Consider the following 16741-nt stretch of genomic DNA (forward strand, 5'->3'; position numbering starts at 1 on the left):
GGTCCGGCAATGCTGCCAGCAGGGCCTTCTTCATTCGGCCAACTGCCTTCACCTTGAAAGCTAAGTGCTGGCGAGCCAGTCGTGCAGGGTGTCTGCCAGTTCGGCGGGGTCGTGTTCGGCGCCATGGAGCACGAGTTCGGGGTTTTGCGGGACCTCGAAGGGGCTGTCGATGCCGGTGAAGTTCTTGATCTCGCCGGCCCGGGCGCGTTTGTAGAGCCCCTTGGGGTCGCGCTGTTCGACCACGGCCATCGGGGTATCGACATAGACCTCGGTGAACCGCACCTCGCCGGCGATCTCGCGCGCCAGGCGCCGCTCGTTCTCGAACGGGGAGATGAACGAGACGATGACGATGAGCCCGGCGTCGGCCATCAGCCGCGCCACTTCGGCCACGCGGCGGATGTTTTCCACCCGCGCCGCTTCGGTAAAGCCCAGATCCTTGTTGAGCCCGTGCCGCACATTGTCGCCATCGAGGATATAACAATGCCGCCCCTCGGCGGTGAGCCGCTTTTCGAGCAGGTTGGGCGATGGTCGACTTGCCCGAGCCCGAGAGCCCGGTGAACCAGATGATCTGCGCCTCCTGCCCCTTCATCCGCGCCCGCACGCTGCGGTCGACGTCGAAGTTCTGGTAGCTCAGGTTCTGCGCCCGGCGCAGGCCGTAGGAGATAGTCCCCGCCCCCACCGTGGCGTTGGACAGCCGGTCGATGAGGATGAAGCCCCCGCTCAACGGGTTCTCGGCATAGGGATCGAAGGCGATCGGCCGGTCGGTGGCGATGGTCACCGTGCCCACTTCGTTGAGGTCGAGCTTGGTGGCGGCGGTGTTTTCGAGCGTGTTGACGTTGGTGCGGAACTTGAGGTCGGTGATGGTGGCCGGCACCGTCTGCGCGCCCAGCTTGAGCAGGTACGAGCGCCCCGGATAGGCCGGCTCCTCGTGCATCCACACCAGCCGCGCCTGCATCTGGTTGGAGAACTCCGGCACCTTGCCCGGCCGCGCCAGCACGTCGCCGCGCGACACGTCGATCTCCCGGTCCAGCACCAGCGTCACCGCCTGCCCGGCAATGGCCCGCTCGAGGTCGCCATCGAGGGTGACGATGCGCGCGATCACCGCCGGCTGGCGCGACGCCGCCACCACGACGCCATCGCCCACCGCGATCTCGCCCGAGAGCACCGTGCCCGAAAAGCCACGAAAATCGAGGTCCGGCCGGTTCACCCACTGCACCGAAAAGCGGAAGTCCGAGGCCACCCGGTCCTCGCCCACCGCGATGGTTTCCAGATACGGCACCAGCGGCATGCCGCCGAACCAGGGCGTTCTGGCGCTCGGCGCCAGGATGTTGTCGCCCCGGAGCGCCGAGACCGGGATGGCCTCGAGCGTCGTGAACCCCAGGGGCGCGGCAAAGGCGCGGTATTCGGCGACGATGCGCTCGAACACCGCCGGGTCGTAATCGACGAGGTCGATCTTGTTGACCACCAGCACCACGTGCCGGACCCCCACCAGCGAGAGGATGAAGCTGTGGCGCCGGGTCTGGGTGAGGACGCCCTTGCGCGCGTCGATCAGCACCAGCGCCAGGTCGGCATTGGAGGCGCCCGTCGCCATGTTGCGGGTATATTGCTCGTGCCCGGGCGTGTCGGCGACGATGAACTTGCGCTTGTCGGTGGAAAAGAAGCGATAGGCCACGTCGATGGTGATGCCCTGCTCGCGCTCGGCGCTGAGCCCGTCGACCAGCAGCGAAAAGTCGATGCCCTCCTCGCCCACCGAGCGGTTGCGCGACTCCTGGCGCAGGCTCGCCAGCTGGTCGTCCAGCACGAGCTGGCTGTCATAGAGCAGCCGCCCGATCAGGGTGGATTTGCCATCGTCGACGCTGCCGCAGGTCAAGAACCGCAGCAGCGATTTGTCCGTCTGCTGCGCGAGCCAGAGGTCGAGATCGGTGTCGGGGGTCGCCATCGGGAGGGTCATGCTCAGAAATACCCTTCCTGTTTCTTCTTTTCCATCGAGCCGGCCGAGTCGCTGTCGATCAGCCGCCCCTCGCGCTCCGAGGTGCGGCTGGCCTGCATCTCCATGATGATCGAGGGCAGGTCCGCGGCCTCCGAGCGGATCGCCCCGGTCAGCGGATAGCACCCGAGCGTGCGGAACCGCACCGTCTCCATGCGCGGCGTCTCGCCCGGCAGCAGCGGCAGGCGCTCGTCGTCCACCATGATCAGCGTGCCCGAGCGCTCCACCACCGGCCGCGGCTTGGCGAAGTAGAGCGGCACGATGGGGATCCGTTCGGCGTGGATATAGGTCCACACATCGAGCTCGGTCCAGTTCGAGATGGGAAAGACGCGCATGCTCTCGCCCGGATTGAGCCGGGTGTTGAACACCCGCCACAGCTCGGGCCGCTGCGTCTTGGGGTCCCAGGCATGGCTGGCATTGCGATGCGAGAAGATGCGCTCCTTGGCGCGGCTCTTTTCCTCGTCGCGCCGCGCCCCGCCGATGGCCGCATCGTACCGCCCCGCATCGAGCGCCTGGCGCAGCGCCTGCGTCTTCATGATGTCGGTATAGCGCGAGGAGCCGTGATCGAACGGATTGATGCCGTCCCGCAGGCCCTCGGGGTTGGTGTGCGAGATCAATTCGAACCCGTATTCGGCCGCCGTGCGATCGCGAAACGCAATCATCTCGCGGAACTTGAAGGTGGTGTTCACATGCAGGAGCGGAAACGGGATCCTGCCCGGATAGAACGCCTTGCGCGCCAGATGCAGCAGGACGCTCGAATCCTTGCCGATCGAATACATCATCACCGGCCGCTCGAAACTCGCCGCCACCTCGCGCAAAATCTCGATGCTCTCCGCCTCAAGGGCCTGCAAATGGCTCAAACGCTGCAGCGGCATGGCAGACACTCCAGGAAGGGCCTCAACTGGCCAACGCGCAAAATCGCGTGTCGCCAAAGGCAATGAAATGGGGATTGGCAAAATCGGTGTCGTCGGCCTGATTGCGCTTGCCATAGCGCAGGAGTGACCCGTCGAGGCACTCAACCCGCCCGCCCGCGGCCCGCAGGATGGCATCGCCTGCAGCCGTGTCCCACTCCATGGTGCGACCAAAGCGCGGGTAGATATCCGCCTTGCCCGAGGCGACGAGGCAGAACTTGAGCGAAGAGCCGGCAGAGAGATAGGTCGCGATAGGGTAGCGGGACAGGCGCGCGTCGCCCTCGCCGCTGCCGTGCGAGCGGCTGCCGATGGCGCACAGGGCACCCTCCGTCGCGCGCACCGCGATCGGGCGGGCCGCACCGCGGGCGCCATCGCGCACTTCCGCCTCGAAACAGCCCTGCGCCCGACCGCCCCACCAGATGCGCCCGATGGCGGGAGCATGAACGACCCCCGCAACCGGCTCACCGTTTTCGATCAGCGCGATGTTTACCGTGAACTCGCCATTGCGCGAGATGAATTCCTTGCTGCCGTCCAGCGGGTCGACCAGAAAGAATTGGTCGGCGGTGTGCGGGACGCGCCCGGCCGCAGCCGCTTCCTCGGCAACCACGGGGATGTCTGGATAGGCGTCACGCAACGCCCCGACGATGATCGCCTCCGCCGCCACGTCGGCCAGCGTCACGGGGGACTGGTCGGCCTTGGTCTCGACCACAAATTCGGTGCCGTAGATGCGCAGGATTTCCTGGCCGGAGAGAAGGGCGATATCGGCAAGGGAACTGATCACGATGACGGCCTTCTGAAGGTGTGTTGTCTGTGCACACTGGATGTACGATCGCGCCCGGCAGAACGACAGCGCCACTTAACGGAATGGTTACCCTACGGCGGCGGCGAGCGGCCGCTGGCAAGGCTGTGGGTCAGTAGCCAAACGCCCGGTTGAGATCGCCGCAGAGGCGCTCGAACGTCTCCTCGCGTTTGTTGTCCCATTCGATTGCGCGGGTGGTCGGCTTGAAATCGGCCGACGGCTTGACGGGCGTCCAGTCGACCTTGCCGTCACGGGCCGAATGGGTCGAGGACCCGAAGACCGGCAACTCGTCCACCCGGGCAAGCGCATCCGCGTCCAACTCGAGACCCACCCAAGCCATGATGTGGGAGAGGTGCCCGCGCCGATCCGCGTCCAGCTCCTCGTAGCGGACCACCTTGACCCTCGCCGGGTCAGCCGACTGGGCGAAATCGGCGAACTTGCTCGCAGCCGCCTGCCATTCGAGACAGACATCCTCGAAAGTACGGCTGAACCGGTTGCGCGCAAAACTGCGCATGTAGCTGTCGACGATGTAGCGCCCATCGCGCAGCACCAGCAAGCACTGGTCGCGCGGGAACAGCGCCTCGAACAGCTCGACTCCGATGACATGCGGTTCCTTGATCGCCGTGGCCTGGGCGCCGGCATTGCGCACGGCAATGAAGTTGCGCAATCCCGCCGCGGCAAATCCCATCCAGTCGAGATCGCCGAAGGCCTCGCCACTGGACGGATGGAAGCGGGAGAATTCGCGCTTGTAATCCTTGAAGTATTCCGAGGTGCCGAGGAACGGGAACTCGTCGAACCCCGGAACGGGCCGCGCAATCCGGGGCTGCTGACACAACAGCTCGAAGAGGAAATTCGTGCCGCTGCGCGGCATGACGCCGAGCACGAACAGCAGCTTGTGCTCGGGGGTCTCCCTCTGCGCGACAAGCGAAATCTCCTTGAGCCGAGCCAGCTCGGCCTTGCTCCAGCGCATCGCGTAGTCGCTGGCAGAAAAGCTCGGACGCCGCAGCAGGCGCGCCAGGGCAAAGCTGGGACGCGGCAGCTGCAGCGCGAGGGTCCTGTCCGATCGTCTCATCTCTCTCATCATTCCCTTTGCCGGGCCAATCCCTGCGCACCCTGGCCGTTCTGGACCGGTCGTGCGCCCGGCATTGTCAAACCGGATCAACGTAGTAGGAGCCGTAGCGATACTGTGTGGCGGCCTTGGACATGTCCTGCTGGGTGACCACGGGAATGACCCGGGTTGCAGGCGCCGCAATCTGCAAGGTGCGCAGGGCCCGCTTGGCTTCCTGCTGCGGCGTGCTGCCCCATCGCACGGCAAAGATCGCCACGTCCACCATGCGCGCGATATGCAGGCCATCCACCACGGGCACGAGGGGTGGCGTGTCGATGACCACGATGTCGAATGCCTGTCGGGCCGCCTCGATCAGCCGCCCGAAGCCTTCGTCCGACACCAGTTGGTCCGTGGGAATGCCGCTGCGGCGCGCGCCCAGCAGCATCAGCGTGTCCGAAAGGGTGTCGCGGTGCAGCAGGCTCGACTGATCGAGCTCCAACTTGGGAGCACTCAGCAGTTCTGCCAGCCCCTTGTCGGGCTGCCGATCGACGAGCCGGTGGATGTTGGGCTTGCGCAGGTCGCCGTCGATGAGCAGCGTGCTCTTGCGCGCCAGGGCGTAGGATCGCGCCAGCGACAGGGCCAGCGTCGTCTTGCCCTCCTCGGGCACCGATGAGGTGACCATGATGACGGTGGCGCCTTTGCGCGCTTCCCCGCTGCGTCGCACCTGGTCGATGGCAACGCGGATCCGCCGCAGCGATTCCGAATAGGCCGAGAGCGGCGCCTCCCCGATCAGGTCCGCCGGCGTGCCCTTGCTCTTCTGCCTGGGCACGAAGGCGCTGATGGGCAGGCGCAGCACGTTTTCGGCCTGCTGCTCGCTGGTGAAGCCGCCGATGAAGTTTTCGTAGAGAAAGGCGAGCCCCAGACCGATCCCCAGCCCGGCAAGCGCCGCCATCAACAGGATCGAGCGCGTGTTGGGGAAACTCGGCGTGCTCGGCGCGATGGCCGGTGAAACGATGCGGCTGTCGGGCAGCTGCAGGCTCGCCTGCACCGCAAGGTCCTGCGAGCGGACGAGCAGCTGCTGATACTGGTCGCGCGCAACCTGGCTGCGCTGCTGCAGCCCATAGAACTGGGTCAGCAGTTCACTAGGCAGGTTGGCGGTGACCACGGCCGAACGGATCTGCTCGCGCAGCTTTTCGGTCTGGGCGTCGGTCTGCCGGATGGTTTCCTGCAGGTCCTGCAAGCCCTGCTGGCTGCCCTGTGCCAGGTTCTGCTCGACCTGCGCGAGCTGGCTGCGGAGGTCGAACCCCTCGGTGGAGGTGTCGCCCGCTTCGGCGATGCGCGCTTCGAGCTCGTTGCGCTGCCGTTGGAGGTCTTCAAGTGCTTCGGAGGCGAGCGATTGCGAGACATTGCTCCAGTCGCGCTGCGCCAGCTGTGCGGTGACGATGTCCGCCGTATCCTGGGTGCGCAGCCGCTCGGCTTCCAGTTGCTGGATCTGGTCGCGCAGCGTGCCGATGGTACTGTCGCCCGACTCTGCCTCGATGCGCGCGATATTGTCGGACATGAAACTGTCGACCGCATCGTCGGCGGCGGAAATATTGGCCGCGGCCTGGCTCAGCCGCGTCTCCAGCGCCGTCTGCGCGGCCATCACCGAGCTGATCTTGGCGTCGACCTGCTCCTGGATGTAGTTCCGCGCGACCGCATTGGCCAGGTCCGCGGCCCGGCCGGGCGAATTGGACCGCGCCTGCACGGCAATCAGGAACGTCAGACCACGCCGCTGTGCGTTGATGACCGACCGCAGCGAGCCCAGCACTTCGTCGAGCGCCTGCTGCCCGGTGGGCAGTATCGGAGAGCCCAGCTTGAGAAACACCATGGCCCGCTCGCGCAACCCCAGGCGTGGCGAAAACTCCGAATTCGAGGCCAGCTTGAGATCATCGATGACGCGCAGGAGCACGGTGTCGGACTTGGCCAGCTCCACCTCGCTGTCGACGCGGGCACTGTCCGACATGCTGGTGCTGTAGGTGGTTTCCGGGTCGAGCAGGTTCTTGCGGCTCGGATCCACCAGCACCAGGCTGGCGGCAGTGTAAACCGGCGTGATCGCAAAGGTTGCCGCCCCGGCCAGCGCGGTGACCAGAACGATGATGAGCAGGATCAGCCAGCGTTGTCGCCGCACCACCCCAAGGACCGCCCGAAGATCGATAGCCGTTTCGTCCACTTGCTGTCCTTCTAGTTCTGCAGCGAGGTCTGAGGGAGGATGAAGGCGGGCTGGCCTCGTACCAGCCGGACCACCGTCAGGAGGCCGGTCATGCAGGCCCCGGTGTCGATATTGATGCGCCGGGGGGTCACCAGGGGGCTGTCCACCGGCGTGTGCCCATGGATGACCAGCGGGCCGTCCGCATCCGCGTCCCGCTCCGCCGTTGGCCGGGCCCAGAGCAGGTCGGCCTCGTCAGTGGCTTCGATGCCCTTGCGGTCGACGACGCCCGAATGGCAGAGGATCACCTCGTCCTCGATGCGCAGGCTGAGCGGCAGGTGCTGCAGGAACTCGATGTGCTCTTCCGGAATGCGCGCTCGCACCGTCTGCAGGTGCGCCCGCCGCCCATTGTCGGAAAGCAGCGCCGGATCGAGGCCATAGGATCGCAGCGTGGTGTCGCCGCCGTTCGCAAGCCATAGGTCCTCTGCGCCCGGCTGCGACAACCCGGCCAGCATCATCGCCTCGTGGTTGCCCATCAGGCAAATGCGCTTGAATGGCAAAGCGGGCGCCCCGACAAGAGCATCGAGCACACCGGCGGAGGCGGGCCCCCGGTCCACATAGTCCCCGAGCATCACGATGTATTTTTCGCCGGGAACCGAGGCGGCATCGGCGGCGATGCGCCGTTGCGCATCCTCGAGCAGATCGAGCCGGCCATGCACATCGCCAATGGCATAGATCGCTCCCGGCCAGGTCAGCGTCGGGTGTCGCGCGGAAACCAGCGGAGACGCCGGACGCCGCCAGAAGGTCAGTGTCTGGCGCAGCGTCATGACGAGGACCTCCGCCCCAGGGCTCCTGCCACGGCCAGGGCTGCCAGCAGCGCGAAGCACAGCGAAACGGCAAACATCTCGAAGCTGAAGTCGACAAGGGAGTGGATCGTCGCGATCACGACGGCGCCGATCCAGATGCTGAACGACGGATCGACATGGTCGCGCCCCCGATTGCCCAAGATCACCTTTAAGGCGACGGCGGCGACCAGAAGCAGCGGCAGGCTGCCACCCACAAGGCCCAGTTCGGACCAGAGCGTGAGGTAGGTGTTGTGGCCTCTGTCCCACAACAGTGCCACGTCGACCGGCGGGCGGTGGAACACCTGGTAGGCCTGCTCAAAGCTCCCGCCGCCAAAGCCCAGCAGGGGCGCGGATCGGATCATGTCGATGATCTGGCGATAGAGGTCCAGCCGCGCCTGCCCCGACCGCTCGAGTTCCAAAAAGCGCTGCCAGACGCCCGTGTCGTAGAACAGGAGAACAGGCACGAGGATGATGCCCAGCGCCAGCAGCGCCACACCCAGGGCGCGCAACACACGCCGCCGGCTCGCCATGGCGAAGGTCACCGTGACGCTGAGGGCGCCCAGGATCGACACCAGCAACCCCATGCGCGAGTTCGAGCCGAATACGGCCGCGACCAGAAACACCATGCAGGTGCCGTAGCTCGCCAGGAATGCGAGGCGCGTCGTGCCGCTGCGCGACGTCGCCGCTTCGACCGCAAGGCCGGTGGTCACGGCGATGCCGAGCGCCATGAAGGTCGCAAAGGAGTTGCGGTTGACGAAAGTGCCCGTGAGGGAATCGAGATACGCCCATTTCTCGATACCGAGGATGGTGTTGCCCCACTGGTAATAGGAAAGAATGCCGATCAGCGCCTGGGCAGTGATCGCGACCAGGACGCCATGGAGCATCCGCATCCGGCGGGCAGGATTGAGCGCCACCTGGAGAGTAAGGAAGAACAGGAGGCCAAATCCCAGCCAGCGCAGCAGCATCAGCCCGGTTTCGCCCGGCGTGGTGCTGATCTTCGGCGGGTGGAGATCGAGCCCCGCTTGCGAGGCGATACTGCCACCCCGGTACACGCTTCCGAGGGGCAGCAGCTGCACCAGCAGCACGATGCATACTGCTCCGTAGAGAATTGCCACCACCCGGACGCTGGACAGTGAAACGCGCAGCGGCGCACGCCGCACGCCCAGCAGACCAAGATAGAGAAGGGCAAGGACGCCAAGAACGGTCGGCCAGAACGCCCAGAAGAACGGGCGATTGCTGCCCAGCGGAAGCGCCGCCAGCCCGACAAGGAGCACGAGGAACACGGCAAAGACATCGTTGAGCGTACCGATGCGCCCCGCGCGCGGCATGCTGACATTCCGGGGCAGCAGGCCCGTCACTGCATCTGCGCTCATTGGCGGCCTCCCGAGCCCTGCCCGATCAGGCGCACATAGGAAAGAAATTGTCCCTGCTGCTCGACCGGCAGCTGCTCGATGACTTTGGTAACCCTTTCGCGAAAGGACGGATTGACGACATAGCGCCCCGCCAGGGCCCGCGAGCCGCTTCTGGTCGAAGCCAGAACGGCGATGTCGCGCAATTCGGCCGCCTGCGCAGCCGCATCCAGCATGGCAAAGCCGCGCTCGGACAATTCGACCCGCCGGATAACGAGCCAGTATTCGTTCGGAGCGCGAGCATTGGACTGCAGAAGCGCCGCGCTGAAGCGTGCCTCATCATTGTCCTGATAGGCCAGGCGCGCCTCGGCATAGGGCATGAACGCGTCGACGGGATTGTCCGCGGCGAGCGCTGCCACGGTCTTCATGCAGGAGCGGTCCAATCGGTCCGCCGCATCCGCCGCCAGCATCCGGCCGCTCAGGCTGGGTGCGGCCAGCAGGCAAAGCTCAGCATAGGCCTCACGCGCATCGGACGAAAAGCCGGGGACGGGGCGCCCGTCGACGAGGGCAGCAGTGGCTTCAGCGCTGCTTACGCCGGAAAAGAAATACTGGCTGGCCTCCTGGCTGGCCACATAGCCCCCACCCGCAGCGGCGGATAGACCAAGAACAGCAAACAACACCCGGGACCACACTTGCCGTCTCAACCTGTTCTAGGAACCAACACACGGTGACGTGGACACGCGTCGACTGGGCGCTTGATCGCCGACCTCGGCCAAGCGCCTCCGCTGGAAACCCGCGCGCCGGGGCTCTCCCGTCACCCGCAGACTGCACCGCGTTGAAATAGAGCCATAGCTGGAAAAACGACGCGGCATCAAACCTCTTGCCCTCGAACGGTAAACGCCACTGGTCCACCCTTTCCGGCTGGTCAGGCCGGGAGCGGCACATTGCGAGCAATTGAATAAAGTTGTCTTCAATTTCACCACGAATTGCAGCGAACTTGCCGCCACACTGCGATCAATCACTCACACGGGATGGTCAAAGTGAAGATGTTCAAGTCCGCAGTCATTGCCACCGCCTTTGCCCTCGTTGCTGCTGCGCCTGCCGCCGCCTACGCGCCTCAGGTGTCGCTCGGCGAACTTGGAGCCCGCGCACAGGTTGCCGCGATCGCTCCGCTCCAGATGCAATTCTTCTGCGCCTCCAACCCGCAGGAATGCCGCACCGGCGGGAAATCCCAGGTCCGCATGAGCTCCGACCTCCTTGCGGTGCTGCAGCAGGTAAACAGCCACGTGAACCGCACCATGGTGCCCCGCGCCGATGGCACCGACCGCTGGACCGTGGGCGCCACCGCCGGCGATTGCGAGGACTACGTGCTCAACAAGCGGCGCATGCTCATCCGCAACGGCGTTTCTGCCGGTTCGCTGCGCATCGCCTACACCAAGACACGGGCCGGCGCGCCGCATGCCGTTCTGGTAGTGCGCACGAGCCAGGGCGATCTGGTGCTGGACAACCTCTCCAACACGGTCAAGACGCTGGCGCAGTCCGGCTATCGCATCCGCTCGATGTCGTCGTCCGATCCCACCCGCTGGACCGCTGGCTGATCCCCGCTTCCCCGGAAACAAAAGGCCGCCTTGCGCGGCCTTTTTTGCGTCTGGACGCTGGTCAGTCTGCACGGCCGCTCAGGAATTCGTGCCGAAGCGTCATCACCAGAATCTTGAAATCGAGCAAGAGGCTGAAATTCTGGACGTATTCCAGATCGTGCTGGATGCGTGCGATGGCACGGGCCCGATCTTTGGTGGGACCACGCAGGCCGCACGCCTGGGCCCAGCCGGTGATGCCTGGGCGGACCTGGTGTCGCAGGGAGTAAGTGGGCACCAATTGATCGTACCGTATCCCCGCCGCCAGCATGCCTGGAACGTGGGGCCTCGGTCCGACGAGCGACATGTGCCCCAAAACCACGTTGATAAGTTGCGGCAGCTCATCGATGCTGGTGCGGCGAATGAACCGGCCCATGCGGGTGATCCGCCCATCCCCCGCAACCGTCTGCGCGATGCCGCTGCGGTCCTCATAGGTGACCCACATCGAGCGGAACTTGAAGATGCGGAAGATGCGGCCGTGCAGGCCCTCGCGGTCCTGGCAGAAGAACACCGGCCCCCTGGATTCGCATTTGATGCAGATGGCGATGATGATGAGCAGCGGCGCCAGAAAGGCCAGCCCGCTGATGGACAGCACTAGGTCCAGGCAGCGCTTGATGTAAAGCTGGATGGCGCGCGACGAAATCGGCGACTGCGAGGCCCCGCCGACCAGTGCCCGCAGTTGACCCTGCGTCAGCCGTTCTGCTCTGGGGACATCGCTTGGCGCATCGATACGAGAAGTATCGGTCATTGCAGTCCTCATGACAACCCGCGCCGCGGCACGGCGGCGAGCGCGTTGCGAGTATTGGTCGTATGGGAAGCCGGCATCCGGGGCACCGGCTTCGAGACGGAAAATCCACTATGATGAGGAAGAGCCTGTGACTGTTCTCACCGGCCCTCGCTCTTCGGAAACCGCCGACGCCTAGCCGGCGCTGGCCGGTGTCGGGTCACCGTCCGTGCTGTCGGTCAGGCTGCCAGCACCGCCACCAGCGCCGCCGTCACCACCTGCGGCACCAGCGCCCGGAGCGCCAATATCGCCGGATTCGGGCAGCAACAGCTCAAACAGCGCATCGATTTCAGCCTGAAACACTTCATCGGCAGCGTTGGCCAGGAAGACTTCACGACGAAGCGCCGTGAACGACGCATTGGCCGTGTCGACATCGACGCTTGCGGCGACCAGGGCGGCCACGTGCTCCTGAATAGCCGCCTCACAATCGGCGACCGTGCCATCGGGCAGCGTGCAGGCCGTGAAATTCTGGGCATACAACTGGTCGAAGCCGGGGACCGGAGCGGCCATGGCGCTGGACACGAACAAACCGGGTAGAACTGCAAAAGCAGCAAATAAATACGTACGCATTTTATCCCTCTTGCACTCCCGCCGCGCCTTGTTTTGCGCAGGGAGCCAGTGGAAAGTCAAGCGTTGATTAATAAAGGGTTAATACACTTAAACGGCATGCCGAATGAGAAACCGAGACACAAAAAACACGTAATAACCCTTAAGCATCAAAATCAGCTCTCCCGCATGGCGCGTCGGAAACTGTCCTTCACGGGACCGAGAAGGTACTCCAGCGCCGTGCGCGACTGGGTCTGGATCATCACGTCAGCGGGCATGCCGGGGTAGAGCTCGAGCCCGTCCGCCTTGTCCAGTTCGCTCTCGGGCAGCACCACCTCGACGGTGTAGTAGGATTGGCCGGTTCGGGCATCGACGAGCGCATCAGCGGAAATTGATCGCACCGAACCGAGCATGAGCGGTAGCCTGCGCTGCTCGAACGACATCAGCTTGATCTCGGCCTGCTGCCCCGGGCGGACCACGTCGATGTCATAGGGGGAGAGCTTGGCCTCGACGACCATCTGGCCGTCCTCGGGGACGATGTCGAGGATGGACTCCCCCGGTTTGACGACGCTTCCCGGCGCCAGTTTTTGCATGGACAGCACACGGCCGGCACTGGGCGCAAAGATGACCGTCCCCCCCAGCACGCCCTGCGCCGCGCGCAGCCTCTCGCTGGCTTCGGCAAGGGCGGCCTGGGTGTCGCGCAAGGCGGTGGACACGTCCTCGGCCAGCGCGCTCTGCTGCTGAACGATCTGCATGCGCGCCTCCCCGATCGAGAGGCGAACGCGGACCGCCTGCGTCTCGAGCTCGCCGCGCGCGCCTTCGAGCTGCGCCATCTCCTTTTCGAGATCGACAAGTTGACTGCGGGGCGCGGCGCCCCGCTCGATCATCTGCCCGACGGTTTCCGTCTGCGATTGCACCAGCGCGATCTGGCGCTCGATGGCGCGCCTCTGACCCGCCAGGGCGGTCAGTTCGTTTTCATGCTGGGCGACCTGCTGGTCGAGCAGGTCCCGCTGGTTGGCGAGGCGCGACCTGCGATCCTCGAGCAGGCGCCGTTCGCTGTCGAGCGCGGCGGCGACAGTCGCCTGGGCTGCTCTCGGGGCAAGCGTCTCCGGCAGCGTCAAGGGTCCGCCGTCGCGCTCGGCGACGAGGCGGGCCTGCGTCACCAGCAGGGCATCCATCTGCGCCTGGAAGATTTCGAAGCTGGCCTTCGCCTGCACGTCATCGAGCCGCAGCAGTTCCTGCCCCGCCTCGACGAGGTCCCCTTCGCGCACCAGGATGTCCCGCACCACGCCGCCTTCGAGATGCTGGACCGTCTTGCGATAGCTCTCCACCCGGATCTGCCCGCCCGCATGGGCAGCCGCCGAGAGCGGCGCCGTGGCCGCCCAGCCTCCCATGCCGGCAAAGAACACAGAAATGACCGCGACGCCCGCCAGGCTCGGTCGCAGGATCGATGGTCGTCTGGCCGTGCGCGCGCTCATCGCACGGCCCTCGCCGGCATCGGATGGTCGGGGTAGAACCGGTCCTGCTCCGATCCCGCTGCCGCTTCCCGTCCGCGCGGACGCTGGGCCGGACGGTTTCTCCGGGGCTGCACGGCCACCTGCGCCAGGACCTCCTCGCGCGGACCGAAGGCCTGGATGCTGCCTTGATTGAGAACCATCACCTTGTCCACCTTGGCTACCAGCGAGGGCCGATGCGTGATGATGACGGTGGTACAGAGCGCTGCGCGCAGCGCCGCCAGCGCATGGACGAGCGCCGCTTCCCCCTGGGTATCGAGGTTCGAATTGGGCTCGTCGAGGATGACCAGGCGCGGTTGCCCGAATACCGCCCGGGCCAGCGCGATCCGTTGCTTCTGCCCGCCCGAAAGATGCTGGCCACCCAGTCCGATTTCCGTGTCGTAGCCCTGCGGCATGGACAGGACGAGGTCGTGCACCCCGGCCACGCGCGCCGCCGCCACGATTTGCTCGGAGCTGGCCTGCCCGAAACGCGCTATGTTCTCTGCGACCGATCCCGCGAACAGTTCGACGTCCTGCGGCAGGTAGCCGACAAAGCTGCCCACCTGCTCACGCGGCCAGGTGAAAAGATCGGCCCGGTCGAGCCGCACGGTGCCGCGCGTCGGGCGGACGGCGCCCGCCAGCAGCCGCGCCAGAGAGGACTTCCCCGAGCCCGAAGCGCCGATGATGGCCAGGGACTCCCCGGCTTCGATGGCAAAGCAGATATCCTTCAGCACAGGCTGCATCCCGGCAACCGGCACATAGGACACCGCCTCGACGGCGAGATCGCCCACCGGCGGCGGCAGCGGCATGGTCTCGGCGCGATACAGCGGCTCACGGTCGATGTGGCGCAGCCGGGCAAGGACGCTGCGCATGGTCACCACCGATTTCCAGGCGCCGATCACCTGCTCGATCGGACCGGCGGCGCGCGTGAGCATGATCGACGCCGCGATCATCACCCCCCCTGTCGCCTCCTGCTGGATAACCAGCCAGGCGCCCAGACCCAATCCCAGGCTCTGCATCAGGAGGCGCACGAATTTCGTGATTGCGCCCAGCGTGGTGGTTCGCCGCGTCAGTCTGGACTGGACCTCGAGGGCCTCGTCCGAACGTGCATCCCACTTTGCCGCCAGCGCCCCCATCATGCCCATGGCCTCGACCACTTCGGCATTCTGCACGGCCGCTTCGGCGTCGCGCCGCGCTGTCGTGGACAGGGCATTGACCCGCTCGATCTTGCGGCGGGTGATCATTTCCCCGCAGATTCCCAGGACCAGCAACAGGCCGATCGATCCCAGCGCGAGGTGGCCGAGATAGGGGTGCAGGACATAGGCGCCGAAGATGAAGACCGGCGTCCATGGCAAGTCGAACAGCGCCGTCATGCCCTGGCTGGTGATGAACCCCTTCAATGTGGCCAGATCCCCCAGCGCCTCGACGCCATAGGGCATGCCGCGCAAGCGGTTCTGCACGCCCCGGCTGTAGAGTTTGGCCGACAGGCTGGCATCGATCCAGTTCGCCAGCCGGCCCAGGATGCGGCCACGCACCAGCTCGAGCGTCGCCAGCGTCGCCAACGCCAGGGCCAGCGCCAGTGTCAGGAAGATCAGCGTGTCGACGCTGCGGCTCGTGAGGACGCGGTCATACACCTGCAGCATGTAGAGCGGCGCGGCCAGCAGCAGGATGTTCTGGAAGAAGCTGAAGACGGCGACGGCGGCGAGGCCGCCCCTGATCTTGCCCAGGGTGGCGGAAATACCATCGATTGGCCTGGTCTTGTCCGCCACTGGTGATCATCCTGCATTGCACTGCGCGAGACGCTAGCGGAGGCGAGTTGCCAGACCGCTAACAGTCCCGCGCGCGCCGCGCAGTTTTGATCAGGACGGCTGCACGGCCTCAGGCGATCCGATAGAGGACGAAATCGTCCCATAGTGCCGTCTCGCCGGCGGTCCCGGGCCGCAGGATGGCGGCAACATAGTGGGTCGCCTGCGAAGCAGTGAAGAGGCACCCCAGATACCCCGGTGCGCTGAACGCATAGGTCGCGACCGCCCCTGTCGTCGAGCCGTTCGACTGCACGCCGACGCAGAGGGCTGAGGCACTCGCGGGAGCCGTGCCCCCTTCTGCCAGCCGGGCGGCCAACAGGTAGAGCCCGCCGGGGACGCAACTGGCCGGCTGGTTGATGCGAACATCATTGGTCGCATGGCGGACGAGCTGCAATTGCCCGCCGATGACCGAACTGTTCGTGGGCAGATGAGTGGCAACCCAACCGCTGAGGCCTTCGTCGAAATTCCCGTTCACCAGGATGGATGAGAAGGTGGGGACCGCTCCGATGCCTTGGCCAAAGCCGATCTCCCGCGTGATCGGTCCGATGCTGCCCACTGTGCCGGTTACAAACTCATGGTAGAGCTTGCTCCGCCCCGGTTCGGTGGAGCGGATGATGTAGCTCCGCCGGAAGGATGCGTGGCTGGCAGCATCGGACGACGAGCGGGACCACAACCCGGTGTCCGGATCGGCAAGGCGCACCCTCGCCTCGCTCCCGAGATACGTAGTGCCCTGCAAGATGGGGAAGGCCAGAAGATCGTCGCCCCGCTCCAGAAAGCCGAGGGAGACGTTTTGCCCGGAGCCAATGAGCATCCCGATAAACAGGTTCTCCGCCGCCAGCGCCGACGTGATCGACTGGGTTTCGGTCATCCGGCCATCGTCGCGCACCGTGAGGCCGTAGGAACGGGACAACACGTTCTCTGCGGTCCAGGCAACCTGCGAGCTCAACGAAATCACGGCCTCGTTGAAACTCTGGCCGGAGGCGAGGCCCGTGACCGCCGACCCATCCAGCGCGATGGCCTGCGACAACACGCTTTCTCCGCCGTGATAGGAACCGCCGAAAGTGCCCAGCGCCTTCATGGCGAAGTCGGATGCCCCCACATCGAGCCCGAATAGCGCTGCGGGCGTGGCCGGGTCGTCCTCTGCCGCCGAGAGCAGGACTGTCCCGGAATATCGCCAGGGCTCATAGGGCGCACCCAGGCTGAGCGCGGGGGTATCGGGAACGCCGCCATTGTCGCGCAAGAACCGGTGCGCCAGGTTCACGCCGCTACCGCTCGTCACGAGGTAGAAGCAGGTGTCGTTCACGGCAACGAGCGAGACTCTGCTGCCTGCGCCCTGCAGGGCGCTGCCCGGC

At 65.6% G+C, this 16741-nt stretch carries 13 protein-coding genes and 1 pseudogene; 1 reads left to right on the forward strand and 13 read right to left on the reverse strand.

Annotated elements, in window-relative coordinates; translation table 11 throughout:
• Nucleotides 1-60 precede the first annotated feature (60 nt).
• From cysN to IC608_RS15015, 8 genes and pseudogenes are all read right to left on the reverse strand, one after another.
• Nucleotides 61-1951, reverse strand: a pseudogene (cysN, locus tag IC608_RS14980) (sulfate adenylyltransferase subunit CysN).
• 2 nt (nucleotides 1952-1953) lie between these two features.
• The gene (cysD, locus tag IC608_RS14985; RefSeq protein WP_191777184.1) at nucleotides 1954-2862 is read right to left on the reverse strand and encodes a sulfate adenylyltransferase subunit CysD; all 909 of its coding nucleotides are present in this window, start codon (nucleotides 2860-2862) and stop codon (nucleotides 1954-1956) included.
• A gap of 22 nt (nucleotides 2863-2884) precedes the next feature.
• The gene (gene cysQ, locus IC608_RS14990) at nucleotides 2885-3679 is read right to left on the reverse strand and encodes a 3'(2'),5'-bisphosphate nucleotidase CysQ (RefSeq protein ID WP_345890911.1); all 795 of its coding nucleotides are present in this window, start codon (nucleotides 3677-3679) and stop codon (nucleotides 2885-2887) included.
• 130 nt (nucleotides 3680-3809) lie between these two features.
• Nucleotides 3810-4769 (reverse strand): sulfotransferase family protein, encoded by a 960-nt coding sequence (locus tag IC608_RS14995; protein WP_191777186.1) that lies wholly within the window; start codon nucleotides 4767-4769, stop codon nucleotides 3810-3812.
• Nucleotides 4770-4845: 76 nt separating this feature from the next.
• Nucleotides 4846-6957, reverse strand: a complete 2112-nt coding sequence (locus IC608_RS15000) for a Wzz/FepE/Etk N-terminal domain-containing protein (protein WP_191777188.1) — start codon at nucleotides 6955-6957, stop codon at nucleotides 4846-4848.
• 11 nt (nucleotides 6958-6968) lie between these two features.
• Nucleotides 6969-7760 (reverse strand): metallophosphoesterase family protein, encoded by a 792-nt coding sequence (locus tag IC608_RS15005; RefSeq protein ID WP_191777190.1) that lies wholly within the window; start codon nucleotides 7758-7760, stop codon nucleotides 6969-6971.
• Nucleotides 7757-9151 (reverse strand): O-antigen ligase family protein, encoded by a 1395-nt coding sequence (locus tag IC608_RS15010; RefSeq protein WP_191777192.1) that lies wholly within the window; start codon nucleotides 9149-9151, stop codon nucleotides 7757-7759. Before IC608_RS15010 ends, IC608_RS15005 begins: the two co-directional genes overlap by 4 nt.
• A complete protein-coding gene (locus IC608_RS15015; protein ID WP_191777194.1) occupies nucleotides 9148-9807 on the reverse strand; it encodes a hypothetical protein in 660 nt (219 codons plus the stop codon). Before IC608_RS15015 ends, IC608_RS15010 begins: the two co-directional genes overlap by 4 nt.
• A gap of 366 nt (nucleotides 9808-10173) precedes the next feature.
• Here IC608_RS15015 and IC608_RS15020 point away from each other — a divergent pair, with 366 nt between their 5' ends.
• The gene (locus IC608_RS15020; protein WP_248306442.1) at nucleotides 10174-10725 is read left to right on the forward strand and encodes a transglutaminase-like cysteine peptidase; all 552 of its coding nucleotides are present in this window, start codon (nucleotides 10174-10176) and stop codon (nucleotides 10723-10725) included.
• 61 nt (nucleotides 10726-10786) lie between these two features.
• Here the strand turns inward: IC608_RS15020 and IC608_RS15025 are convergent, their stop codons facing one another.
• The 5 genes from IC608_RS15025 to IC608_RS15045 form a co-directional block, all read right to left on the reverse strand.
• Entirely contained in the window at nucleotides 10787-11509 is a 723-nt protein-coding gene (locus tag IC608_RS15025) for a sugar transferase (RefSeq protein ID WP_248306428.1), read from the reverse strand.
• A gap of 171 nt (nucleotides 11510-11680) precedes the next feature.
• Nucleotides 11681-12115, reverse strand: coding sequence for a hypothetical protein (locus IC608_RS15030; RefSeq protein ID WP_191777198.1), 435 nt, complete (start codon nucleotides 12113-12115; stop codon nucleotides 11681-11683).
• A gap of 152 nt (nucleotides 12116-12267) precedes the next feature.
• The gene (locus tag IC608_RS15035) at nucleotides 12268-13569 is read right to left on the reverse strand and encodes an HlyD family type I secretion periplasmic adaptor subunit (protein WP_191777200.1); all 1302 of its coding nucleotides are present in this window, start codon (nucleotides 13567-13569) and stop codon (nucleotides 12268-12270) included.
• Nucleotides 13566-15353 carry a type I secretion system permease/ATPase gene (locus tag IC608_RS15040; RefSeq protein WP_191777201.1) on the reverse strand — a complete coding sequence of 596 codons (1788 nt, stop codon included), beginning with the start codon at nucleotides 15351-15353 and terminating at the stop codon, nucleotides 13566-13568. The genes IC608_RS15035 and IC608_RS15040 overlap by 4 nt, the downstream gene beginning before the upstream one ends.
• A gap of 109 nt (nucleotides 15354-15462) precedes the next feature.
• The gene (locus IC608_RS15045) at nucleotides 15463-16692 is read right to left on the reverse strand and encodes a hypothetical protein (protein ID WP_191777203.1); all 1230 of its coding nucleotides are present in this window, start codon (nucleotides 16690-16692) and stop codon (nucleotides 15463-15465) included.
• Nucleotides 16693-16741: the final 49 nt, after the last annotated feature.

It is taken from the genome of Devosia oryzisoli (assembly GCF_014837245.1).
Lineage (GTDB): Bacteria > Pseudomonadota > Alphaproteobacteria > Rhizobiales > Devosiaceae > Devosia > Devosia oryzisoli.